The organism is Paraclostridium bifermentans, from assembly GCF_019916025.1.
In the GTDB taxonomy this organism is placed as follows: Bacteria; Bacillota; Clostridia; order Peptostreptococcales; family Peptostreptococcaceae; genus Paraclostridium; species Paraclostridium bifermentans.
Genome location: NZ_CP079737.1, coordinates 1,221,844 through 1,246,492, shown reverse-complemented (window position 1 = coordinate 1,246,492; position 24,649 = coordinate 1,221,844). Strand labels below are relative to the sequence as shown.

The window sequence follows — 24,649 nt, the reverse complement described above, 5'->3', positions numbered from 1 at the left end:
CCTATATCATAACCGTTTGTTTATATTCACCAAACTCTTCTCTCATAACGCCACAAACTTCTCCTAATGTAGCATATTCTCTAACTGCTTCTAATATATATGGCATTACATTTTCATCAGAATTACAAGCTTTTCTAAGTGCTTCTAGAGCTTGTTTAACTTTTTCACCATTTCTTCTTTCTTTAAGTTCTTGTATCTTTTCTTTTTGTCTTTCTCCAACCATTGGATCAACTTTTAATAATCCTTTTGGAGATTGTTCTTCTATTTGGAATTTATTAACTCCAACTATAATTCTATCGTTATTTTCAATTTCTTTTTGATATCTATATGCACTATCCATTATTTCTTGTTGTATAAATCCTTTTTCTATAGCTTGTGGTGCTCCACCTAATTCATCTATTTTTTCTATTAATCTTAATGCTTCTTCTTCTATTTGGTTAGTTAGACTTTCTATATAATAAGAACCTGCTAGTGGATCTATACTATCCGCTACTCCACTTTCGTGTGCTACAATTTGTTGTGTTCTAAGTGCTACTCTTACTGAATCTTCTGTTGGAAGTGCTAGGGCTTCGTCTTTTGAATTTGTGTGTAATGATTGAGTACCTCCAAGTACTGCTGCTAATGTTTGAATTGCCACTCTGACTATGTTATTTTCAGGTTGTTGTGCTGTAAGTGTACAACCAGCTGTTTGAGTATGGAACTTAAGTGCCCATGATTTTGGATTAGTCGCTTTAAATCTTTCTTTCATAACTTTTGCCCATATTCTTCTTGCTGCTCTAAATTTTGCAACCTCTTCTAATAAGTTGTTATGTGCATTGAAGAAGAATGATAATCTAGGTGCAAAGTCATCTACATTTAAACCTGCTGCTATAGCTGAGTTTACATATGCTATACCATCAGCTAATGTAAAGGCTACTTCTTGAACTGCATTTGATCCTGCTTCTCTTATATGATAACCTGATATACTTATCGTGTTCCATTTAGGTACTTCTTTTGAACAATATTCAAATATATCAGTTATTAATCTCATGGATGGTTTTACTGGGAATATATATGTTCCCCTTGCTACATATTCTTTTAATATATCATTTTGTATCGTACCTCTTAATTTGTCAGCTGAAACTCCTTGCTTTTCAGCAACTGCTATGTACATTGCTAAAAGTACTGATGCTGGTGCATTTATAGTCATTGATGTTGATACCTTGTCTAAAGGTATACCATCAAATAATATTTCCATATCTGCTAATGAATCTATACAAACTCCAACTTTTCCAACTTCTCCCTCTGATATTGCATCATCTGAGTCATAACCCATTTGAGTCGGAAGGTCAAATGCTACTGAAAGCCCCATAGATCCTTGATCTATTAGATATTTATATCTTTGATTTGATTCTTCTGCTGTTGCAAACCCAGCATACATTCTCATAGTCCAGAATTTTCCTCTATACATTGTAGGTTGAACACCCCTTGTATATGGATACTGGCCTGGATATCCTAGATCATTTTCATAATCAAATTCTGCATCTAATGGTGTATATAACCTTTTCATTTCTTGCCCTGTGTCAAACTCGAATTTTTCTTTTCTTTCTGGGAATCTAGCTATAGACTTATTAACTTTTCCTTCCTCCCATTTATTAAAGCTCTCTTGAATTTGTTCCTTGTTTTTCGTCATATGAACTCCCCCTATTCTTTATCTCTAAGCAATTATGATTTTTTAGAGATTATATATATTAAGTTTTAATATAAATTTTTAATAAATACCCCTTCACTAAAATTATTACATACCTTCACCTAAGATTGCAATCGTTTTTATGCAAGTTTTATTTCATCACTGAATTACACTTTAAAATTTGAAATTTTCAAAATTTAATCTTTCATACTGTCAAACTTTAATTTTGAAAATATAGATAAATTCAATCAATTCACATATGTTTTGATTGAATTTATCTACTTACAATGCAACTATTACTTATTTTTCTTCATTATTATAATAAAAAATTTTAATTTTTATTTAATCATACTTCCATCATCTAGAAATTTTTTATGCCACGATAAAGATTCTTCTAAAATATGTGGTGTATGTTTATACTTACCTTCGCAAGCTCTATTGAAATAATCATATAAAGCATCTTTATAGTCAGGATGTGCACAATTTTTTATTATTTCTTCTGCTCTTTCCTTTGGAGATAGTCCTCTTAAATCTGCTACACCTTGTTCTGTTACAATTACCATTACATCATGTTCTGTATGATCATGATGTGATACCATAGGCACTATACTAGATATTTTTCCATCCTTAGCTATTGATTCTGTTGTAAAAATAGTTAAATAACCATTTCTTGAAAAATCACCTGATCCTCCAATTCCATTCATCATTCTGCTACCCATTATATTAGTTGAATTAACATTTCCATATATATCTACTTCTATTGCAGTATTTATAGCTATTACGCCTAATCTTCTAGCAACTTCAGGACTATTACTTATCTCTTGAGGTCTAAGAATTAATTTATCTTTATATTTACTAAAATTCTCATAAAAATTATCTAGTCTTTCTGGAGATATAGTTAATGATGTCCCCGATGCAAATCTTACTTTTCCACATCCTATTAAATCTATAACACTATCTTGTATTACTTCTGAATACACTACTAAGTCTTCAAATTTTGATTCTACCAGACCTCCAAGAATTGCATTTGCTACACTTCCAACTCCAGACTGAAGAGGTAATAAATTTTTTGGAAGTCTCTTAGCTTCTACTTCTTTTTCTAGAAAACTTATGAGATTTTTAGCCATTTTTTCTGATACTGAATCAATAGGTGCAACAGATCTTGTTTTATCTTTTATATCTGTATATACTATTGCTGCTATTTTATCTTTATTACAAATAATATATGGAGTTCCTATTTTATCATCAGGTTTGACTAATGGAATTGGCTTTCTATTTGGAGGAGCTTCTAAGTTATAAATATCATGAATTCCCTCTAAATCCATTGGTTGAGATGTATTTATTTCTATTATTACTTTATCTGCACACTCTACAAATACATTTGAATTTCCTATTGATGTAGAAGGAATTATATATCCTTCTTCTGTTATAGCAACTGCTTCTACTAATGCTATATCCATCTTCCCAAAAAATCCATACTTAACCCATTGTGGAGTATGACTTAAATGCATATCTGAATAATTTATAGATGAATTGTTTATAGAGTTTCTACAACTTGAATTTGTTTGATAGGGATACCTTCTTTTTATAATTCCAAGTTCACTTAAAGCTCCGTCTAGTTCTGGTCCAACAGATGCCCCAGTTATAAGTGTAATACCTATATTTTCTCCATTTTTTACTCTATCAGCTAAAGCTAGTGGTACTGCTTTGGGATATCCTGCAGGTGTAAATCCACTAGTTCCTACAACCATATTATCCTCAAATAATTTAGCGGCTTCTTTAGCACTCATTACTTTGCTTTTTAATTCATCACATCTTAATCTTTTATCCATAAGTTTCCCCTCCTAGCATATTTTATTTTAAATCCAATAACTACATCGGTAATTTATGAAGTATTATAGTGAAAATAACCATTCCTAAAAGTGCAAATGGGTACGTTGCTCCATATCCTGCAGCTGGTTCATCACCCCCTAAGGCCTCAACAGCTGCTCCTAGTCCAGGTGTAGATGTCATACCTCCACATATAGCTCCAGATAACATTGGCCAATTGATCTTTAGTACATATTTACCTAAGAAAAATCCAACCATCATACCTACTGTTCCAACTACAACAGAAACAATTCCTAGATATGCTCCAGCTCCTACTAACGCATCAACAGCCTTGTATCCATATCTTAATCCTACAATCGCTAAGAAAAATGCTAATGCAACATCTCTTATAACCCCTAGAACCTTTGAGTCCATTCTAAAACTTATACTTCCAACTTTACCTATATAGCCTAGTATTAATGATCCTATCAGAACCCCACCCGTTGAACCTAAACTAAAATAACCTATAAATGGTAGATATATATTTATGTTTCCAATTATATATCCGAATGTACATGCTATTACAAATCCTAAAATATCAAACTTACTTTCTTTTATTTCTTTGGATGAATTGCTCGATTTCTTTGCATCCTCTAATTCTTTTTTATATTGCAATTTCTCTTTTTCTACATCTATTTTAAATATTGTTGGGAAGAAATTTACAGCTAATATAACTATCAATACTCCAAATGGATATCCTATCGCATGCCCTGCCCCAATACTTGCTTCTGCATTTACTATATACTGTTGCTTTATATCGTCTGTTAATTTAAATTCATTTAAATCTTTTGGTATATCTTTTATTCCCGCCATTTTTAGGAATTGTTCTTTTTCTACTAGGTTCATATCATTAAATTCTGCTACTCTTTGAGTTGCATGCCCCCTAGCTGTTTCTATTGCCGCTGCTAACCCTGGTGAACTTGTAAGTGCTCCAGTGTACACCCCAGATACTTCATATGGATTTGAGTCATCACTAAACAATGTAGCTCCATACGTTGCTACGGCACTTGTACATGTTATCATCATACCAAGTACTACAAATTTCAGGCCATATTTTTTCAATACTATACCCATATCTTTTGCTGCTAATAATCCTACTGCACAAACAAATAATATTAGAAATATTTCAAAAAAATCACTTGATACTACACCTACTGATAGTAATTCTTGTGCAGACTTAAACGCTTGAGAACCTTCAGGTACATTTGCTGCGTATTTAAAAGCCCCCCATCCAATTATAAGTCCCGTGAATAATGCTCCTGATATACCAAACTTAAATTTTCCAAACCTAAGTTTTCCAAATATAAGTCCCGTGACAATTGCTATGAACATAAGCATAAATTGGCTTAAAAATACATCTGCAAAATTAAAACTCATATGCATTCCTCCTATTAAATTTTTATTATAAATTCCTGAAAGTTAATTAGATATGATTTGATTTGCTTGCTTGAATAAAATATTGTTAAGTTAGTAAATATATTGCCTTTAAGAATATTCTATATAAGTATTTAATAAATGTATAATACATAGTTTGTTATATGTTTATATCAAATTTATTATATAATCTAGGATGGTGATTTTATTAAATGGAACTCCTTCATCTTAAATATTTTCAAACAGTTGCAAAAACTCAACATATGACTAATGCCGCCAAAAAATTGCATATCGTTCAACCTGCTTTAAGTAGAATTATTAACTCATTAGAAAAGGAAATCGGCGTCGATTTGTTTGATAGAAATGGAAAAAAGATAATTTTAAATTCAAATGGAGAGATGTTTTTAAAAACGGTTAATGAATCACTTTCAATTTTAGAAAATGGAGTTAAGGAACTTCTCGATACTAACAACCAATCAAAACCAGAGATAAAGCTTTTAGTTCTAGCTGGATCTAATACCTTGCCTAATTTAATTTTAAACTTCAAAAAAGCTCATCCCGACACTACCTTTAAACTTCTTCAGCATGTTGACGGTGAAATAGATTATAAAAATTTTGATTTTTGTATATCCTCTACATTAGATGAGGTCCATGATCCATTTTCTATAACCTTATTAGAAGAAGAATTATTTATAGGTATGCCTACTAACCATCCTCTTGCTACTAAAAATGCTATATTTTTAGAAGAAATCGCAAATGAAAATTTTATAAGTTTTCAATCTAATAAACCTTTTAGAACTATTTCTTATTCACTTTGCAAGTATGCAGGTTTCAATCCTACTATAGTATTTGAAAGCGATGTACCTTCAATAGTTAAACAATTGATTATTGCTGGTCTCGGTATAAGTTTTATCCCTGAAATCTCATGGGGTATACATGCAGATGATTCTCTAAAGTTGCTTAGAGTTATAGACCCTGTTTGTAAAAGATACATAAATATTTCTTGGCATCCGGATAATTATATTAGTAAATATGCAAAAGAATTTCGAGATTTTGCAGTTGAATACTACTCTATGTTATAATTTATTAAAGCCTATCTTAAATTCTTAAATTTAATTAAATTGGGCTAATAATAATTTTTTTATAAGGTGGAATCATGTTTAAAAACTTAACTAAAAAAGAAATACTCGATTTATTTAAAGATTCTAAATATACAATAAAAAACTATAATAAGGAAGATATAATAGCCCTTGAAGGTCATCCTTGTAATTCTATAGGTTTGATTTTAGACGGCGGTGTTGATATTAAAAGATTTTTACCTGGTGATAAAATTATTTTAATGTCATCTTTTTCAAAAGGAAATTTATTTGGTGAGGTCATAACTTTTTCAGATATAAATATATATCCAGCTACAGTTGTATCTAATTCAAAAACTGAAGTAATGTTTATTGATAAATATGACTTTATAGACTTTTGTTCTAATCACAAAAACATATTAATATCATTTTTAAATGATATTACAAATAAAATTGTAGAACTTAATAAAACAGTTAAAACTATTTCTTTTGTAAGCATCAGACAAAAAATTGTGAGTTTCTTATTAGATGAGTATAACTTACAAAATAGTAATTTTATAAAAATGCCTAAAACTAAGACAAAACTAGCAGAAACTTTAGGAGTGCCTAGACCATCTCTATCTAGAGAATTCATAAATATGAAAAATGATAATCTAATTGATTATACAAATGATTATGTGAAGCTTCTTGATATAGAAAAACTTAGGAATATAATAACAGAGTAGGTAATCCTACTCTGTTATTTTAATAAATTTGATATTTTCATAGATACATAATCAAACATTGAATCTATATTTCCATTATTTTTTCCTGCTCCTTGGGCTAAAACTTTACTACCCCCACCTTTACCATCTACTAACTTTATAGAATCCTTTAATAACTCATTCATATCAAGTTTTTCTATTCCTTTTGATGTAGCAAATATAAAGTTAACTTTATCTTCATTTTTAACTGCTACTAAAGCTATTGTGTTTTCATTTTCAACTAACTTAGAAACAATTTTAGATGCATATTTTACATTTTCATTTTCATATGTTTTTTTAATTAAAGATATATCTCCTATTTTTTCTCCTAAATCTATCATTTCTTTAACTTGATATCTAGCTATTTCACTTTCTATTTTTTTATTATATTGTAATGTATCTTCTAGGTTTTTATGTAAGTTCTTAATTCCATTAATAGCGTCTTTATCTCCACACTTTAGGTATCTACATATATCATTTAAGCAATTATCTCTGTCCATGCTGTACTCAATTGCTCTTTTACCTGCTAAATACTCTATTCTAGTAGCATTTCTACATTTTTCAAATCTTTTTATTTTTATCATTCTAAGAGATAGTGTTGATCTTGGATGTACACCACAACATGCATTTATATCTAAATCACCTATTTTTACAACTCTTATTTGTTCATTAGTCTTAGGCAGGTCTCTTCTTAATCCCATCTTTTTTAATTCTTTTTTATCAGGAGTTAAAAACTCTGCATATATATCTCTATTTATAATTTCATTTGCAAAGTTTTCAGCTTCCTTAATTTGTTCGTCAGTTAAAAAACCTTGTATATCTACAGTGCTAATATCTTGTCCTAAGTGAAAACCTACTGTGTTTGCATTAAATAACTTGAAAAAGCATCCAGATAGGACGTGTTGCCCAAAATGTTGATTCATACCATCTTCTCTTTTTTCCCAATCTATACTACACTTTACTTTATGTACTTTTATAGGCTTAGTTTTTGTTACATGAAATACTAATCCATCTTCTTCATATACATCTATTACTTCGTGATTATCAATTTTCCCAGTATCACAAAACTGACCTCCTCCTCCAGGGAAAAATGCAGTTTTATCTAATTGAATATGAAAATTAGAATCTTTTTCTTTTATATCAACAATTTCTGCTGTAAATTCTTTTATATATTGATCTTTGTAATATAACTTTTCCATTTTGTACTCCTTTTTATTTGATATATACAAGTATAAACTAAAATCCACATTTCTATCAATGTGGATTTTTATAATTTACCTTATTCAATTCCTAATATCTTAATACCTTCTTTATCACATTTTATATGAAGAGGGAAATCAGGACCTCTTTCTCCATCTATATCTGTCACTATATTTTCTTCACAATCTATATACAAATCATCTGTTTTAAAATATATAATTTCATTGTATTTATCTATAGGTGCTCCTTTTATAATATCTAAAAGAAGTGGAATAGTTTTAGGTATTGGCATTGCCTTAAAAATTATTACATCTAAGTATCCATCATCTAACATAGCATAATGTGCTAAGTTTATATTTCCTGCAGTTCTTCCATTTAAAACTAAAATCAAGTACATATCACCTTCGTACTCTAACTCTTTTGACTTAACATGTACACTAAATTTTCTTAAATGAAGTGCATCTTCTATTCCTTTTATTATATATGATACTCTACCTATAGAATTTTTTAGATTTTCATCTACTCTTTGTGAAACATCTGTAAACATACCCGAACTTGCAATATTTACAAAGTAATCTTCATTAATAATTCCTAAATCTATATTAGTAGGTTTTGAATTAATTATCTTATCTATTGCTAAATTTATGTCTAATGGTATCTTAAGCACATTTGCAAAATCATTTGCAGTTCCAGTAGGAAGTATTGCAATTGGCAAATCTATATTATTTTTTTTCATGAAGTTTACAAGTCTATCTATACTTCCATCTCCTCCGGCAACTAAAATATACTCATAGTTATCATTAATATCTTCTAACCCTTTTTCCATGGTATTGTTTTTAGATACTCTATATGGCACAATTGTATATCCATTATCTTGAAATTTAGATATTATATTATCTAGCTTGTACACTATTTTTTTATCACCAGAATTTGGATTGTATATAAACTTAATTTTTTTCATCTACATCACCACTTTTCAATTATGTATATAACAAGTTCTATATCTATTTTAATATTATGTTTACTTATAAGCAATTATATTATAAAAATATATTTATATTAAATTTTTTGTTCCATTTTTATAATATATCCATATACTGTTATTATATATTTTTTAAGGAGGTTATATGTCCAAACAAACAAATTACTATAATAACTGTAATTCATTTGCTAACCAATATATGTTTTTAGTCGCGATATTCGCATCTATAATAGGTCAAGAAATTGATGATGATGAGGACTTAGGAATATTGGGATCTTTTTTGGTTGCACTTGGAGAAGAACTTGCTCTAGCTTCAGAAATTAGAATAACTTGTAAAGCCAGACTTGAAAGTAACAATAACACTGAAACACAAACTCTAGATTCATTTGACAGGTCATACATAGTAAAAAGAAAAAAGAAAAAAGTTATTAAAAAGAAAGGTACTAGTAAGTAAAAACTGTATCTTTCTTTTTTTAAATTCCTATATAATACAAAAACTGTTATAATAGTTTAGTAAATTAAAATAACTATAAGGGTGATAAAATGAACTTAATTACATTAGAAAATATAACAAAGAGTTACTCTGAAAAAGTACTAGTTAACAATATATCATTAGGAATAAATGATGGAGAAAAAATAGGCCTTATAGGTGTTAATGGTACTGGTAAATCTACTTTACTTAAAATAATATCAGGTGCAGAAGAACCTGATAGTGGTACCGTAACTAAACCTAATAAAGTTAGAATAGAATACCTTCCTCAAAATCCATATTATGATGAAAATGCTACAGTTCTTGAGCAAGTTTTTAAGGGAACATCTAATGAAATGAAAATTCTTCGTGATTATCAAAGTATATTAGACAGTTTAAGCGAAAACTTTAATGAAGATTTAAATAATAATTTAATAAAATTACAAGAAAAAATTGATGCGCTTAATCTTTGGGATCTTGAGAGCGAAGCAAAATCAGTTTTAACAAAGCTTGGTATCATTAATTTCAATCAAAAAATTGCTGAATTATCTGGAGGTCAAAGAAAAAGAATATCACTTGCTTCAGCACTTATAACACCTTGTGAGCTATTAATTTTAGATGAACCTACAAACCATTTAGATAATGATACTATAGATTGGCTAGAAGAATATTTAAATAACAAAAACTTATCATTACTTATGATAACTCATGATAGATATTTTTTAGATAGAGTTACAAATAGAATAGTTGAACTTGATAAGGGTAGACTTTTTAGTTATGATGGAAATTATTCTGCATTTCTTGAGAAAAAAATGGAAAGATTAGCTCTAGAGTCTAGCATGGAACAAAAAAGACAAAGTTTAATAAGAACTGAACTTGCTTGGGTTAGACGAGGAGCTCGTGCTCGTACAACTAAACAAAAAGCTAGACTTCAACGATTTGATGACCTTGTCAATACTGAGGTATTATCTGGAAATGAAAATCTTGAAATAACTACTGCATCAAGTAGACTTGGTAAAAAAATTATAGAAATTCATAATATATCTAAATCATTTGGAGAAAAAAAATTAATCACCGATTTAGAGTATGCAATTGCTAGAACTGATAGAATTGGAATAATAGGTAAAAACGGTATAGGTAAATCAACTTTAATAAACATATTAAATGGTAAATTAAATCCAGACTCTGGTCATATAGAAATTGGTGAAACAGTAAAAATCAGTTGTTTCTCTCAAGATGATGCTCATATGAATTTAGAAATGCGTGCTATAGATTATGTTAAAGAAGTTAGTGATTACATAGAAACGTCTGATGGTCAAAAAATAACTGCATCTCAATTGTGTGAAAGATTTTTATTTGACGGAACTATGCAATATACACTTATTAAAAAACTTTCAGGTGGAGAAAGACGTAGACTTCATCTTTTAAGAACCTTAATGTCCGCACCTAATGTGCTTCTTTTAGATGAGCCTACAAATGACTTAGATATAGAAACATTAAATAGACTTGAAGATTATTTAGATCAGTTTCCAGGCGTAGTTATATGTGTTTCTCATGATAGATATTTCCTAGATAGAATATGTAATAAAATATTTGCATATAGCGGAAATGGTGAAATAGGCATTTTTACTGGTAACTATAGTGATTATCTAATATTTAAAGAAAGTCAACCTGACGAAATTGAAATTGTTGAAGAAAAACCTAAAAACGAAGTAAAAAAAGAAAAACCTAAAAATAATAAAAAATTAAAATTCACATTTAATGAACAAAGAGAATTTGATACTATAGATGGTGATATATCTTCTCTTGAAAATAAAATTCAATCTATTGATGGTAATTTAGATAAATATTCAACTGATTTTACTAAATTACAAGAAATGCTTGATGAAAAATCAAAATTAGAAAAAGAACTTGAGTTTAAATATGAAAGATGGGAATATTTAAATAACTTAGCTGAAGAAATAGATAGTAATAAAAATATAAATTAAAAAATGACCTTTAAAAGGTCATTTTTTAATTTATTTTAATCTTCAAGTATATAGAAACTATCAAAAATAGAATCTATTACATCCCTATATTCATCAACTAAAAATTCATCTACATCTATTTTAAATTCATATATTCCCTTATTTCCAGAAGTAATTAATGTGTAGTTTATAGTTCCTTGAATAGACTTACTTACTATTATTTTTCCATTTTTATAATTTCTAATCTCATCTATATTTGACATGTTTTTTATAACAGAATCAACAGAAACTAAATCAATACAACCATCTGGAATTTCTATTAAAAATCCATGTGTTTTTATATTATAAAAATCAAAATCCTCATCTTTTTCCATAGTTATAGTATCAAAACATTTGTCATCTATAGTGTCTAACTTTGTGAAATGAATTGGTATTTCTACTACATATCCAAGTTTACTTTTTATTTTATCATATGTTAAATTTTTTACTAATTTTTTGCATTCATGCTCTTCTTTCCTAATTTTTCTCAAGTAATACAATGACTTTTTAAATCCTTCTTCATAGGCTTTTAAAAAATATTTTTTAGCCTCTTTAGATTCACCATTCTCTAATAAATCTATTGCTTTTTCATAATTATTAGACAAGAACATCCCCCCAAACTATTTTTTATTTCTTATTAAGATTTTAATATATATTATGCTTTTATCCTTGTTAAAATTCTATCATTATTTCATTGCTATTTTGGAAATTTTTAAATAATTCATTTTTTTTATTGACAACATTCATTTTTTTTATTACGATAGTTATAAAATAAATATTAAAAATTCTGTGAAAAAGAGAGTAACTCTAAATGGATTTTCAGCGAACTAGGGTTGGTGTGAGCCTAGTAATGAAGTTTATTGTGAAGAGAGCTTTGGAGAATGTAGTTTGAAATTAAGTATGACTATAGGTTTTCTCGCCTTAAGAGATTAAGTGGATAGGATAATTTTTTATCTCTATCAACCAGAGTGGTACCGCGGAAAATTTTCGTCTCTTGGCTTTTGCCAAGGGACTTTTTTAATTTAAAAATAAATGCATTTATAAAGACGTTTTAATATAAAATTCAAAAGGAGATATTATTTTATGGAGAATAAAATTAGCTTTTATAACAAACCTACATCTAATAGTTTTATTAAGTTTTTAATCCCATCATTATTAGGATTAATATTATTTGTAATCCCTCTTCCATATGGAAATATGGTACCAATTGAAGGAATTTCTTCAATAAACATAGGAATTGGATTTTTAGCCGAATTAATAAAAATATCATTTTCTAATTATTTAGATTATATAGCACTTATAGTAATTGTTTCATCAGCACTTTTATCTATATTAAGTAAATTTGTAAATATTAAAAATGATTTTCTTAAAAGTATACTAGATGTTCCTTTATTTTGGTTATCTTTTAGAGTATTAGGAGCTATATTTGTATCTATGACGGTTTTAGGATTTGGTCCTGAATTCGTTAAGTCTGAAGTTACTGGACAAACAATTTTAGGAATTTTACCTAGTCTTTTAGCAATTTTCTTAGTTTCTGGATTTTTATTACCTTTAGTTGTAGACTTTGGTCTTATGGATTTTGTAGGAACTTTAATTTCTAAATTTATGTACAATATATTTAAAGTTCCTGGTCGTTCTGCTGTAGATGCTATATCGTCTTGGCTTGGTGATGGTACTCTTGGTATTATGATAACAAATACTCAGTATAAGCAAGGGTTTTATACTGCAAAAGAAGCTTGCATAATATCTGTTTGTTTTTCATTGGTATCTTTACCTTTCTCAACAGTCATAGCTGATCAGTTAGGATTAATGAGCTTGTTTGTTCCTTTTTATGGTTGTGTTTGTGTTGCTTCTTTAGCCTGTGCTATTATAATGCCTCGTATATACCCTTTAGCTCATATTAAAGATAAAACTTATAACAATGTAGACCATTTAAAAGAAGAACTTATTCCAGAAGGTGAGAATGTATTTTCATTTGCTTTATCTAAAGCTTTATATAGAGCTGAAAATGCACCTTCATTAAATCTAATAATTAAAAATGGATTTAAAACTGTTGTAGATATGTATTTAGCTTTACTTCCTCTTGTAATGGCCTGGGGAACAATTGCACTTATAGTAGCTGAGTTTACACCTATATTTACTTGGATATCATTCCCTGTAGTATTTTTACTTAAGTTACTTCAAATACCTAATGCCGTAGAAGCTGCTCCAGCTGTATTAGTTGGATTTGCTGATATGTTTTTACCTTCTATAATGGTATCAGGTACTCACTTTGATATATTAACGAAATTTATAATAGGAGCTCTATCTATAACTCAACTTCTATACTTAACAGAAACAGGTGCAGTTATATTAAAATCAGATATCCCATTAAATTTAAAAGATTTATTTATTATATTTTTGACAAGAACTTTAATAGCTTTACCAATTATAACGATATTAGCTAAGTTAATATTAAAGTAATAGTAAAATCTTAGATGGTCAAATAGACCATCTTTTTTAATTTCAATTGTAATCAATATTATGTCGACATAAGCAAAGTATTTTTTTTATTTGTCATATACTTGATTACTTTGGTTATAATTACTATATAAGTATAATTTTTAATATATTTTAATTTTAATATTGACTATTTGGACTAAAAACATTATAATTTAAATTTGTTAGAATTCTTACTTTTGGAGGTGAATATTATATTGAGAAACATCCTTAATATATTCAAAAAAGATTTAAAAGACATATTTACAAATTATGCTATGCTTATAGTTGTAGTCGCACTTTGTATTTTACCTTCTTTATATGCATGGTTTAATATAAAGGCATCTTGGGATCCATATGGTAGTACTAGTAATATATCTGTAGCTATTGTAAACAACGATAAAGGTACTACTGTAAGGGACAAAGAAATAAATATTGGTGATGAACTTGTAAAAAACCTAAAAGATAACTCTGATTTAGGTTGGAAATTCGTTAATAAAGACAATGGTTTAAAAGGTGTTAAAGATGGTAAGTATTATGCATCTATTGAGATACCTGCAAATTTCTCAAAAGATTTAACTTCTCTTATATCATCTGATGTTAAAAAAGGTGAATTAATTTACTCTGTAAATGAGAAGATAAATGCTATTGCTCCAAAAATTACGGATAAAGGAGCATCTACGATACAATTACAAATAAATCAAACTGTAGTTGAAACAGTAAGCCAAGTTTTATTTGAGGTATCTAATGAATTAGGAATAGAACTTGAAGGTCAAATTCCAAAACTAAATGATGTTGAAAACTCTTTAGTTGAAGTACAAGGTAAATTTGGAGATTTAAACGAAACAATAAATCTTGCATCTAATGGTGTTGTTAAAGCTACCGATTTAGTTAAAGATATTCAAAAAGATTTACCTTTAATAAAAAATACTATAAACCAAGCTCAAGGATTGTCAGCTGACGTTCAAAAGTTTTTAAAGAGTTCTCAAGATAGTATAAATAAAGTTGCTCCTATAATAAAGAATGATATAGGCTTAATGAATGATATATCTAACTCTATTATGGATACTGCAAATGCACTTAATAATGCAATAAAGAATGGTTCTGATGATGCTATAATGTTAATAGATAATCTATCAAGTAAGTTACATAATTTAGCAACTATAAATAATTCTGTTTTAGAATTTTTAACTAAATTAAATAACCTTACTCAAAACCATCCTTTAAGTGATACTATAAACAGATTAAAGGATTTAGATTCAAAATTAACTCAAGGTATGAATTCGTTAAGCTCAATAAAGAGTCAAATTCAAAGTGGACAGACACCTGCTGATGATGTTTTAGGTAATGTCTTAAAAATAGGATCTGATATACAGTCAATTACATCTTCATTATATAATAATTTTGATGGTAAAGTTTCAGGCCCTATAAATGATATATTTGAAAAAGGATATTCTGTTAGTGATGATGTTATAAAAACACTTCAAGAAGCTGAAAATAAGCTTCCTCAGGCTGAAGATATACTAAATACTACACTTAAGTTATCAGATAAAGGTCTTGAAGGAATTAACTACGCTAAAGAAAAATTACCTAAAGTTGAAAGTATGGTTAATGAACTTACTGATGCAGTTAAAAAGGTAAATGATGAAGAAAATCTTAATGATTTAGTTAAATTACTTAAAAATGATATAGTATCTAAAAAGAACTTCTTAAAAGAACCTGTTACGGTTAAAGAAAATAAGTTATACCCAATAGAAAATTATGGATCAGCTATGACTCCATTCTATACAGTATTATCATTATGGGTTGGATTACTTTTATTATCTTCACTTTTATCTGCTGAGGTTCATGGAAATTATAAATCTTATGAGGTTTATTTTGGTAGAGGTCTTACATTTGTATTAATTGCAATAGTCCAAGCATTAATAGTAAGTCTAGGAGACATTTATGTACTTGGTGTAAAACCTGTAGATCCAGTTCTACTAGTGTTAGGTTCTGTATTTACAAGTATAGTATTTACAGCTATTGTTTATTCTCTACTTTCTGTATTCGGTAATATGGGTAAAGCTATGGGAATTATACTTTTAGTTATACAAGTAGCTGGTTCAGGTGGTACATTCCCAATAGAAGTTACACCTAAGTTTTTCCAAATGGTAAATCCATATCTACCATTTACTTATTCAATTTCTATGTTAAGAGAATCTGTTGGTGGGGTTTATACTCCTGTATTATATAGAGATTTAGCTATTCTAACATTCTATATAGCAATTTCTCTTATAATTGCATTACCACTTAAAAAACCTATAAACAAAATTTATCATAAATTTAATGAAAAGTTCAGTGAGAGTGGTCTTTCTGAACATTAAAAAAAGAGATAGGATAATTCCTATCTCTTTTTTAATAATCATATTCTGTTATGTTTTCACACATAGTTATGTTTATAGTCTTATCTAATGAATTTTTATATGATAGTAAAAGTTCATTAAGCTCTGCATCAACAAGGTTTATCTTTCCTTGACTTATTAAAGTAACTTGTTCTTGATCAAATATAATTCTTATATCATTGTGATCATTTTTTATATATGTTTCTACAGAAGCTTTTGGTTTTATCTTATAATTATATTTTTCATAAAACCCTATACTTTTTTTTATTTCTTCAAAATTGACATTCTCCATATTGCTTAAGTCTATATTTTTAGGATCTATACCAAGGTTCTTTAATTGTTCATCAATTTCAGAAGAATCCATTCCATATCTCTCCATAAATTTCTTTTGGATATTTATAAATTTTTCTTGAGATATGTTATTTTCATTCATATATTCCATTATTTTTTTAGAAAACTCAACCATACTCATACTACCACTCATTACTGAGTTATAAAGAGTATATATATATTGTTCAAACTTATCTACATCAGAATCTTTTACTTTATTTTTTAGTTCATTGAAATCAATTATTCTATCGTCTGACATATCTTTACCTCCTGATTAACCTTTATCTTTTAACCTTATTACTATTATATTCTAATAAAGTTTTAATGTCTACATATTGAAATTTAGCTTATATTTAATTTATATTTTCCATTAAACTACTATATTATCATATATTTAAATTTAAATATTAAAAGCCCTTAGATAATATCTAAGGGCTTTTGTTTATATAATAAAATTTTGTTATATTACATAAAATTAGAATTCTGCATTTTTTGGAGTTCTAGGGAATGGTATTACGTCTCTTATGTTTGCCATACCAGTCATATACATTATTATTCTCTCAAATCCTAATCCAAATCCTGAGTGAGTAGCTGTTCCATATTTTCTTAATTCTAAATACCACCAGTAATCTTCTTCATTTAAATTCATTTCTTTTATTCTATCTAATAATACATCATGTCTCTCTTCTCTTTGAGATCCTCCAACTATTTCTCCTACGCCAGGAACTAAAAGGTCCATAGCTCTAACAGTTTTTCCATCTTCATTCATTCTCATGTAGAATGCTTTTATATCTTTTGGATAATCTGTAACAAATACAGGAGCTTTAAATACTTGTTCTGTTAAATATCTTTCATGCTCTGTTTGAAGATCGTCTCCCCACTGAACTGGATATTCAAACTCATGACCTGATTCTTGTAACATTTCTACAGCTTTAGTATATGTTATTCTAGTAAATTCAGAGTTTACTACATTGTTTAATCTTTCTATTAATCCTTTATCTATGAAACTATTGAAGAATTCCATTTCTTCTGGAGCATGTTCCATAACATAGCTTATAACATATTTTATCATATCTTCTGCAAGTTCCATATTGTCTTCTAAGTCAGCAAATGCTATTTCAGGCTCTATCATCCAAAACTCTGATGCATGTCTTTGTGTGAATGAATTTTCTGCTCTAAATGTTGGTCCAAATGTATAAACATTTCTAAATGCAAGTGCCATTATTTCAGCATTTAATTGTCCACTAACTGTTAGGTTAGCTTCTTTTCCAAAGAAGTCGTTAGAGTAATCTATTGCACCTTCTTCAGTTTTAGGTATACTGTTTAAATCCATAGTTGTTATTCTAAACATTTCTCCAGCACCTTCACAGTCACTTCCTGTTATGATTGGTGAATGTGCATATACGAAGTTTCTATCTTGGAAGAACTTGTGTATAGCATAAGCTGCTAAACTTCTTACTCTGAACACTGCTGAAAAAGTATTACTTCTAGGTCTTAAGTGAGCTATAGTTCTTAAATATTCTAAAGTATGTCTTTTCTTTTGTAATGGGTATGAACTATCTGATTCCCCTTCTAGTTCAATATTAGTTGCATGTATTTCTACAGGTTGCTTTGCCCCTTCTGTTGCTACAAGCTCACCCTCAACTAGTATTGATGAACTTATTGGAAGCTTAGTTATTTCTTTGAAGTTTTCTAACTTCTCATCTGATATTACTACTTGCATGTTTTTGAAGAAACTTCCGTCATTTAATTCTATAAATCCGAAATTTTTAGACGCTCTAGATGTTCTTATCCATCCAGCTACTTTTATACTTTTACCGATATGTTCTTCTTTGTTTCTGTAAAGATCTTTAATTTCTATAAAATCTCTTTGCATTTTATGTCCTCCTAAAAATTAAATTTAAATATTAAAAAAAGCCCTTCATCCCAAATAAAGGGACGAAAGACTATTACTATCGCGGTACCACCCTAATTGCCATAAAAATGGCCTCTTAGCTAAGCATTGCTTATGGTCTATAACGGGACCTTCCGTCTAAGCCTACTTTCTTAAATTTCGGTTAGAGACTCCGAGATGTTCTTCAATATAAACTTCGTATTGAGCTTTCACCATCCTCAAATCGCTGTAACTACATTTTATATCTACTCTTCTCTTCACTGTCTTTATTTTTATATTATTTCAATTATTACTAAGATTATACCAACTTATATTTTTCTAGTCAATGTTTTATTTTTCATAAAATTTGTATATTTTTCACAAATTTTATAATACTCCTATGTAGGAGGGTGTTTTATATGAAATATGTATTATTAATTATAGTTATATTGCTATTTATAGGCCCTGTGGTTGATGATTGCACATCTTTGTCTCAAGTTTTCAAAGAAGCTATCTATAATTATATAACTTGTTTAGATACTTCTGTAAATTATTTATCTGAAAATGTACCTGCTTTTAATGATTTAACTGAACTTTCTTATACCAAAGCCCATAAGAAGGTTATGGATGGGCGTCACTTGGTAAAGCACTTGGTCAACTCAGGTGAAACTATAGATGATATAATAAAATCTTACAATACCAATATAGAAGATATTGATGATTTTAGAAAGGTTGTTTATAAAGAAAATATAGATATTATTTCTAGTGATTATAATATAAAATCAGGTGAATATATACTAGTACCTAGTGAATAAATTATAATAAAAAAAACGCTACTTAATTTAAATTAAGTAGCGTTTTTTTTATTATAATTTACTTCCGTTATCTACCCAATCCTTAGCTTCTTCAACATTATTTAATGATGGTATAGATACATTACTATTCTCTTTTAACTCTTTAGTTCCTGCCCATGCTGCTGTATATTCATTTTTTACAGGTCTATGAGCTTTTAATCTTTTGTTTCCTTCTCCATTTAGTGGTTTACTTTTTTCATTTGTCATAATAATCACCTCTTTTTCATTTTGTAATTAGTTTTTACATTATGATATATAAAATTCATCTTATTCGAAGTTATTTGCAATTTCCACTATAGTATTTTTTAAATTTAATATTCCATATCCTTGAGTGATATTTGGATATGTATATATATCTTTTTTAGTAGCCCCCAACATTAAATATGTTTTTAAAGGCTCAACTGACAATAATTCTTTGGCAAACTCATACTCTGAAATTATATATTCAAATATAATTGCCAATACTCCACTTACTATAGAAGCGCTGACTCCAGTACCAATAGAGGTATTGTATGAACTGTTTATATAGGTTGATATTATATCCACTCCAGGAGCAACTATATCTGGTTTAATAAGACTTAATTTTACAGGCCCTTTCGAAGATCCAATCCAAATACTATCTGTTTTATCATTATAGGTTCCTATAGTTATTACGTTGTCTGACGCTGCATACATAGTTATCGTAGCTTCTGATGCTGGATCTGAAAATCTAGTTTCATTTGAAATAATATTTTTATTTGGTAAATAGACATCATAGTTTCCTTCTATTATAAATTCTGGAATCAATCTAAGAGTCCATATACCAGGTTTTATATCAAATAAACTTATTGTCAGCTCCTCATTTCCTGACTCTAACCAAGGATAGGCAAGTCTCATCTCATAATCAGTATTTTCTAGATTAAATTTCCCTTTATATACATAATACTCCGGAGAGTACATAATTTTATAACTCATTTCACCCGATGGGGATATTAGCATAGCCCCAATTTTATCAGGTCAATTTACGACTAATGTTATATCTAAATTGGTTTGATTTCCAACTTGGATAATTATATCATCTACTTTTTCATTGCTTTTGATTTTGCCTCTGTAATGGATATCTGTATTTCCTTCATTTCCAGCTCCACTTACTACTACAATACCAGGTTGAGATAACTCATTAAACGTAGATAACATAGTCGACTCGACAATAGATTTTGAAATCAAGCCTATTGTTAAGTTTATTATCATATTCTTATTTTCTTTCTTTGCCACGTCTAATACATATCTTATAGCTGCTAGAAAATCTGATTTTTGATAATTTATTTTCCCTTTTTTATAGGTATCTTTATACTCTCTAAGCTTAACAACAACTAATTCACTATCTATAGCAACCCCTTTATACTGAGAGTTTAAATTTCCTCTTCCTGATGCTATACCTGCTGCTGTAGTTCCTGTTCCTATCCTATCTTCACTTAATGTGTTATCTTTTCCTTCTATAGCTTTATTTATATCTTCACTTGTAAATTCACTTCCAAAAATTAATCCCTCTGGTGGCTTTTTCTTATCGCTTTCTTGATCCCATATAGATACTATTTTTGTTTTATTGTTTTCTATAAAATCTGGATGTAAATAATCTATACCTGAATCTATAATCGCAATTAAAACATTTTTACCTGTTGATTGTATATATGGATTTTTATATATATAATCTGTGCCAGCTGCATCTGATACACTTACACCTTCAGGTAAATTATTAGTTATTTCAATTAAAGAACTCATTGGCACTGAGTTTTGCCACCAAGTAATGCTTGGAATTCTATTTAAATTTTCTTCTCTAAAATTTTTTGGCACATATATTACTGTAAGATTATTATTTAAAATCATATATTTTTCTATTCCAGCTTTTTTTAAATCAGATGCTATGTCACCTTTATAAATTATAAGGTAGGATTTTTCCAAAATAAAATTTCCTCCTTTTTATTTGAGTTGGTCAAAAGCTCCTCTAATATCTAAAAAACCATATCCATAAATATCATTTGGATAGATTATTTCTGAGTTTCTTCTAGCTCCGGCATGTATATAGGTTCTTATCATATTAGTAAAACCTTTTAATGGATAGTAATTATCTACTAATGCATATTGTAAGTACAAAGCAACTGATCCTGCTAAATAAGCTCCTGATGCAGAGGTTCCTGTTAGAGTTGCATAACTATTTCCAGGGTATGTTGAAATTATATTAACTCCTGGTGCTACTATATCAGGTCTTAATAATCCATTTATTGTAGGTCCTCTTGATGATGGCGGCCATATACTATTTTCAACTAAGTTGTATGCACCTGCTGAAATTACATCGCCATATGTAGATGGATAATTAATAGTATATGCTGATGTAGAATCTCGAAACTTTGTTCCAGGATTTATTATTGCTCGATTTGGCAAATAAGCATTATAAGTTCCATTCGTTATATACTCTCCCTTTAATCTTATCTTCCAGATTCCCTTTGTTGCATTTTTAAGAAGTACTGTTATTTGTTCTTGCCCTGAATATTCAGTTGGATATACATACGTTATTACATACCATGTAGCTTCAAGATCAAATAACCCTGAAACTTCATTGTAACTAGATACTTTTATAAATTTACTTTGTTCTCCGCTAGGAGCTATAACAGCTGCACTTATTTTATCTGGCTTACTTATCCATATATTTATTTCTAAAAGACTTTCATCTTCAAAAATCTCCAATTCTATATCTTTTTGCTGCCCAACAAAGCTTACTTTGCCCATTGAATGAGTTTGAGTATTTCCTTCATTTCCTGCTGCAGATACTATGCAAACCCCTCTTGTAAATGTAGGTTCTTCACCTAATACATTTTCTGTTGCTCCTATTAAGCTATTACTTCCTAGAGATAAGTTAATAACTATTGGTTTATTTAACTCTATCGATTTCTGATATGCATACCTAATTCCAGCTTCAAAAAAAGTACTATCATAGTTTTTATCAATCTTTTTTAATTTTACGATTATAAGCTCTGAATCCGGTGCAACTCCTGAATATTGCTTATTTAAACTTCCAAGACTTGAGCATATTCCACTTACCATAGTTCCATGCCCAGTTTCATCTTTAGTTAAATTCTTATCGTTAGCTTGTATAGCCTTGTTTATATCTTCCCTTGAATACTCAGTTCCTATCTTATATCCTTTTGGGGGCTTTCCATCTATAGTCTGATCCCATATATATTCTATTTTTGATGTTTTATCAGGGTATATAAAATCTTCATGTAAATAATCTATTCCTGAATCTATAACTGCAACTAATACACCTTTTCCAGTTATAGGTATATTTGAGTTATTTTGCAAAAAGTTAGCTCCTATCTCTTCTTTAGCAACCACGCCATTGCTAGTATCTCTGCTTATTGTACCTAATTGATTCATGACAATACTTGAGTCCAATATTTTTAAGGACTGTATTTTTAATAGTTTATTATATCTATTCGGATCTCTTATAGGTAATGTCAACACACCCTCTGTGTCACTTATTTCATAGTAAGTGTACTCTAATCCAGTTGCTTTAAGCTCTTCTTCAAAGTTAGGTCCATGTATTACATGATATCTAAAAGCTAAATCAAGGGGAAGTTCTAGCCTATTCATGGTTTTGAGTTTTTTTTTTTCTTTTTTCTATAAAGTGAATCATATTCTTTATTAAAATTAGATATGTTATCTAGTCTAACATCTGTTAAATCTAAAAATCCAAATCCCATAGAGTTATTTGGATATGTATAAGTAGAACTCCTTTTTGCTTCTTTTAATAAAAATGCCTTTATTTTTTGTGAGTAAAGAAATAAATCATTTTTGTCGACAATTCCCCACTGCATTAATAGTGATACTACCCCAGTAACATGAGGAGTTGCCATACTGGTTCCAGTTAATGCTCCAATACTGCCTCCTGGAAGCACAGATAAAATATTTTCTCCTGGTGCTAGTAAATCTGGTTTATACACATTTTGCTCAATATCTCCTTCTCCTGAGAAAATAGATACAGTATCTGTTGTTGAATTAAAACTTCCTACTGTTATGACTTTATTAGCAGTTCCTGGAACAGTCACTGTCAAATTTTTACTAGCTTCTAAAAAACGAGTATCTTTACTAATGCCTTCTGATGTAGGTAAATATATACTTACATCTCCCATAACTACATTTATAGGCGTAAAAACCAACTTCCATATACCTGGATTTATAAATGTAGGTGAAGTAAGTTGTACTGATATTCTTCTAGATAAAGAGTATGGTGCTATTGGATAAAAATATCCTTTTACCCTCGTACCCCCTAACACATTCTTTATTTCTCCCGAGGTTAAAGATATTTCCTGACTCTTTATATTTGACGGATTAACTACATAAACACTAAAATCATCAATAAATTCAGGCCATATATTTATATTTAAAATTTTTTCATTTTCTCCCACTACAAATTCAACTTCCGTTGTCTCTTTATCCAACTTTATACTTTTATGACCATCCTTATCTCCATTGTTCCCTGCTGCTACGACTATATTATTTTTCCAAAATGCTGACATGTCATCAATATATTGTTCAAATAATGATAATCCTCTATGAGAGCCTTCATTACTACCATAGCTTATGTTTATAGCTACTGGCATCTTTAGTTCTAATGCTTTATCTAAAATAAACTTAATAGCTCTCATAAATTCAGTACTTTTAGAAAAAACGTCAGTTACTACACTACCTACTCTTACAACAATTAAATTAGCTTCTTCAGCTATTTGACACGCTATTCCTGCTACATGTGTACCATGTGTGCTTGTTGGAGATATTGGTATATTCACTTCTCTTTTAATTGCTTTATTTATATCTTCATTGGTATATAAAGTTCCATATTGAAATCCTTCTGGTGGTTTCCCTTGAATTGATTGGTCCCAGTAATAAAGTATTTTTGAATTCCCGTTTGAATCCTTAAATAAATTTATGTTGTAATCTATTCCCGAATCAATAATTCCTATAATAGTTCCTTTTCCTGTTAATCTGTTGGTATTTTTAAATCTTGTAATTCCAGTTCTTGAAAAACTTTGAACATCTTGTGTTGTTAATATAAATGGTTTCTCTAAATATTCTATTTGTGGATAATTTAAAAGTGAATCAATTTTTTCAGCACTATCAGCAATTATAATTGCATAGTTATATCCTAATTTTTCAACTGATACTCCTAAATCTTTTTCTATCTCAGATATATCTCCGTTATACTTAACAATTACTTCGTAATTTATAAAAAACACCTCCTACCTAAAAAGATGACCTCAATTCTATATTTTAGAATTTATTTCCATTACTATATATATTCATAT

General features: G+C 28.8%; 20 protein-coding genes and 2 other annotated features. Of the genes, 7 read left to right on the top strand and 13 right to left on the bottom strand.

Features of this window, described 5'->3' with window-relative positions; translation table 11 throughout:
* Position 1: 1 nt before the first annotated feature.
* The 3 genes from KXZ80_RS05925 to KXZ80_RS05915 all read right to left on the bottom strand — a co-directional run bounded on the left by KXZ80_RS05925 (position 2) and on the right by KXZ80_RS05915 (position 4,915).
* Positions 2-1,672, bottom strand: coding sequence for an acyl-CoA mutase large subunit family protein (locus KXZ80_RS05925; RefSeq protein ID WP_021432537.1), 1,671 nt, complete (start codon positions 1,670-1,672; stop codon positions 2-4).
* Positions 1,673-2,007: 335 nt separating this feature from the next.
* On the bottom strand, positions 2,008-3,501 hold the full coding sequence (locus KXZ80_RS05920) for an acetyl-CoA hydrolase/transferase family protein (protein ID WP_021432536.1): 1,494 nt from the start codon (positions 3,499-3,501) through the stop codon (positions 2,008-2,010).
* Between the two features lie 40 nt (positions 3,502-3,541).
* Positions 3,542-4,915 (bottom strand): aspartate-alanine antiporter-like transporter, encoded by a 1,374-nt coding sequence (locus tag KXZ80_RS05915; RefSeq protein WP_021432535.1) that lies wholly within the window; start codon positions 4,913-4,915, stop codon positions 3,542-3,544.
* 209 nt (positions 4,916-5,124) lie between these two features.
* Here KXZ80_RS05915 and KXZ80_RS05910 point away from each other — a divergent pair, with 209 nt between their 5' ends.
* On the top strand, positions 5,125-5,994 hold the full coding sequence (locus KXZ80_RS05910; RefSeq protein ID WP_038285132.1) for a LysR family transcriptional regulator: 870 nt from the start codon (positions 5,125-5,127) through the stop codon (positions 5,992-5,994).
* Positions 5,995-6,068: 74 nt separating this feature from the next.
* Positions 6,069-6,713 (top strand): Crp/Fnr family transcriptional regulator, encoded by a 645-nt coding sequence (locus KXZ80_RS05905; RefSeq protein WP_021432533.1) that lies wholly within the window; start codon positions 6,069-6,071, stop codon positions 6,711-6,713.
* A 14-nt stretch (positions 6,714-6,727) separates the two neighbouring features.
* On the opposite strand, the gene KXZ80_RS05900 is transcribed toward KXZ80_RS05905, so the two are convergent.
* Positions 6,728-7,930, bottom strand: a complete 1,203-nt coding sequence (locus KXZ80_RS05900) for an alanyl-tRNA editing protein (RefSeq protein ID WP_021432532.1) — start codon at positions 7,928-7,930, stop codon at positions 6,728-6,730.
* Positions 7,931-8,010: 80 nt separating this feature from the next.
* Positions 8,011-8,892 (bottom strand): YegS/Rv2252/BmrU family lipid kinase, encoded by an 882-nt coding sequence (locus tag KXZ80_RS05895; protein WP_021428957.1) that lies wholly within the window; start codon positions 8,890-8,892, stop codon positions 8,011-8,013.
* 166 nt (positions 8,893-9,058) lie between these two features.
* Here KXZ80_RS05895 and KXZ80_RS05890 point away from each other — a divergent pair, with 166 nt between their 5' ends.
* Positions 9,059-9,367, top strand: coding sequence for a hypothetical protein (locus tag KXZ80_RS05890; RefSeq protein ID WP_021429060.1), 309 nt, complete (start codon positions 9,059-9,061; stop codon positions 9,365-9,367).
* A gap of 89 nt (positions 9,368-9,456) precedes the next feature.
* Positions 9,457-11,370, top strand: coding sequence for an ABC-F family ATP-binding cassette domain-containing protein (locus KXZ80_RS05885; RefSeq protein WP_021432531.1), 1,914 nt, complete (start codon positions 9,457-9,459; stop codon positions 11,368-11,370).
* Positions 11,371-11,405: 35 nt separating this feature from the next.
* Here the strand turns inward: KXZ80_RS05885 and KXZ80_RS05880 are convergent, their stop codons facing one another.
* Positions 11,406-11,993, bottom strand: coding sequence for a hypothetical protein (locus tag KXZ80_RS05880; RefSeq protein WP_021432530.1), 588 nt, complete (start codon positions 11,991-11,993; stop codon positions 11,406-11,408).
* Positions 11,994-12,168: 175 nt separating this feature from the next.
* Positions 12,169-12,386 (top strand) — a binding site (T-box leader).
* An 85-nt stretch (positions 12,387-12,471) separates the two neighbouring features.
* Here KXZ80_RS05880 and KXZ80_RS05875 point away from each other — a divergent pair.
* On the top strand, positions 12,472-13,851 hold the full coding sequence (locus tag KXZ80_RS05875; RefSeq protein WP_021432529.1) for a YjiH family protein: 1,380 nt from the start codon (positions 12,472-12,474) through the stop codon (positions 13,849-13,851).
* Positions 13,852-14,084: 233 nt separating this feature from the next.
* A complete protein-coding gene (locus KXZ80_RS05870; RefSeq protein ID WP_021432528.1) occupies positions 14,085-16,232 on the top strand; it encodes a YhgE/Pip domain-containing protein in 2,148 nt (715 codons plus the stop codon).
* A 31-nt stretch (positions 16,233-16,263) separates the two neighbouring features.
* Here KXZ80_RS05870 and KXZ80_RS05865 read toward each other — a convergent pair whose 3' ends face one another.
* Together KXZ80_RS05865 and asnS are read right to left on the bottom strand one after the other, a co-directional pair.
* Positions 16,264-16,839 (bottom strand): DUF3867 domain-containing protein, encoded by a 576-nt coding sequence (locus KXZ80_RS05865; protein ID WP_021432527.1) that lies wholly within the window; start codon positions 16,837-16,839, stop codon positions 16,264-16,266.
* A 216-nt stretch (positions 16,840-17,055) separates the two neighbouring features.
* A complete protein-coding gene (gene asnS, locus KXZ80_RS05860; RefSeq protein WP_021432526.1) occupies positions 17,056-18,456 on the bottom strand; it encodes an asparagine--tRNA ligase in 1,401 nt (466 codons plus the stop codon).
* Between the two features lie 55 nt (positions 18,457-18,511).
* Positions 18,512-18,744 (bottom strand) — a binding site (T-box leader).
* Between the two features lie 128 nt (positions 18,745-18,872).
* On the opposite strand from asnS, the gene KXZ80_RS05855 reads away from it, so the two are divergent.
* On the top strand, positions 18,873-19,268 hold the full coding sequence (locus KXZ80_RS05855) for a hypothetical protein (protein ID WP_021432525.1): 396 nt from the start codon (positions 18,873-18,875) through the stop codon (positions 19,266-19,268).
* A gap of 51 nt (positions 19,269-19,319) precedes the next feature.
* On the opposite strand, the gene KXZ80_RS05850 is transcribed toward KXZ80_RS05855, so the two are convergent.
* Genes KXZ80_RS05850 through KXZ80_RS17810 form a run of 5 tightly spaced genes read right to left on the bottom strand, consistent with a single transcriptional unit; the run spans position 19,320 to position 24,580 of the window.
* Positions 19,320-19,514: a CDIF630_02480 family spore surface protein gene (locus KXZ80_RS05850; protein ID WP_021432524.1), complete on the bottom strand. Its 195-nt coding sequence runs from the start codon at positions 19,512-19,514 to the stop codon at positions 19,320-19,322.
* 60 nt (positions 19,515-19,574) lie between these two features.
* Entirely contained in the window at positions 19,575-20,261 is a 687-nt protein-coding gene (locus KXZ80_RS17655) for a S8 family serine peptidase (RefSeq protein WP_226883762.1), read from the bottom strand.
* Between the two features lie 42 nt (positions 20,262-20,303).
* On the bottom strand, positions 20,304-21,248 hold the full coding sequence (locus KXZ80_RS17650; protein ID WP_021432522.1) for a S8 family serine peptidase: 945 nt from the start codon (positions 21,246-21,248) through the stop codon (positions 20,304-20,306).
* Positions 21,249-21,266: 18 nt separating this feature from the next.
* Entirely contained in the window at positions 21,267-22,937 is a 1,671-nt protein-coding gene (locus KXZ80_RS05840; protein WP_021432521.1) for a S8 family peptidase, read from the bottom strand.
* The gene (locus KXZ80_RS17810) at positions 22,934-24,580 is read right to left on the bottom strand and encodes a S8 family peptidase (protein ID WP_021432520.1); all 1,647 of its coding nucleotides are present in this window, start codon (positions 24,578-24,580) and stop codon (positions 22,934-22,936) included. The genes KXZ80_RS05840 and KXZ80_RS17810 overlap by 4 nt, the downstream gene beginning before the upstream one ends.
* Positions 24,581-24,649 lie beyond the last annotated feature (69 nt).

Coding starts and splice junctions, on each gene's coding strand:
- KXZ80_RS05900 (WP_021432532.1), bottom strand. CDS start 7,930: ATGGAAAAGTTATATTACAAAGATCAATATATAAAAGAATTTACAGCA.
- KXZ80_RS05890 (WP_021429060.1), top strand. CDS start 9,059: ATGTCCAAACAAACAAATTACTATAATAACTGTAATTCATTTGCTAAC.
- asnS (WP_021432526.1), bottom strand. CDS start 18,456: ATGCAAAGAGATTTTATAGAAATTAAAGATCTTTACAGAAACAAAGAA.
- KXZ80_RS05840 (WP_021432521.1), bottom strand. CDS start 22,937: ATGAATAGGCTAGAACTTCCCCTTGATTTAGCTTTTAGATATCATGTA.
- KXZ80_RS17655 (WP_226883762.1), bottom strand. CDS start 20,261: ATGAGTTATAAAATTATGTACTCTCCGGAGTATTATGTATATAAAGGG.
- KXZ80_RS05920 (WP_021432536.1), bottom strand. CDS start 3,501: ATGGATAAAAGATTAAGATGTGATGAATTAAAAAGCAAAGTAATGAGT.
- KXZ80_RS05905 (WP_021432533.1), top strand. CDS start 6,069: ATGTTTAAAAACTTAACTAAAAAAGAAATACTCGATTTATTTAAAGAT.
- KXZ80_RS05885 (WP_021432531.1), top strand. CDS start 9,457: ATGAACTTAATTACATTAGAAAATATAACAAAGAGTTACTCTGAAAAA.
- KXZ80_RS05895 (WP_021428957.1), bottom strand. CDS start 8,892: ATGAAAAAAATTAAGTTTATATACAATCCAAATTCTGGTGATAAAAAA.
- KXZ80_RS05910 (WP_038285132.1), top strand. CDS start 5,125: ATGGAACTCCTTCATCTTAAATATTTTCAAACAGTTGCAAAAACTCAA.
- KXZ80_RS05850 (WP_021432524.1), bottom strand. CDS start 19,514: ATGACAAATGAAAAAAGTAAACCACTAAATGGAGAAGGAAACAAAAGA.
- KXZ80_RS05875 (WP_021432529.1), top strand. CDS start 12,472: ATGGAGAATAAAATTAGCTTTTATAACAAACCTACATCTAATAGTTTT.
- KXZ80_RS05865 (WP_021432527.1), bottom strand. CDS start 16,839: ATGTCAGACGATAGAATAATTGATTTCAATGAACTAAAAAATAAAGTA.
- KXZ80_RS05855 (WP_021432525.1), top strand. CDS start 18,873: ATGAAATATGTATTATTAATTATAGTTATATTGCTATTTATAGGCCCT.
- KXZ80_RS05915 (WP_021432535.1), bottom strand. CDS start 4,915: ATGAGTTTTAATTTTGCAGATGTATTTTTAAGCCAATTTATGCTTATG.
- KXZ80_RS05925 (WP_021432537.1), bottom strand. CDS start 1,672: ATGACGAAAAACAAGGAACAAATTCAAGAGAGCTTTAATAAATGGGAG.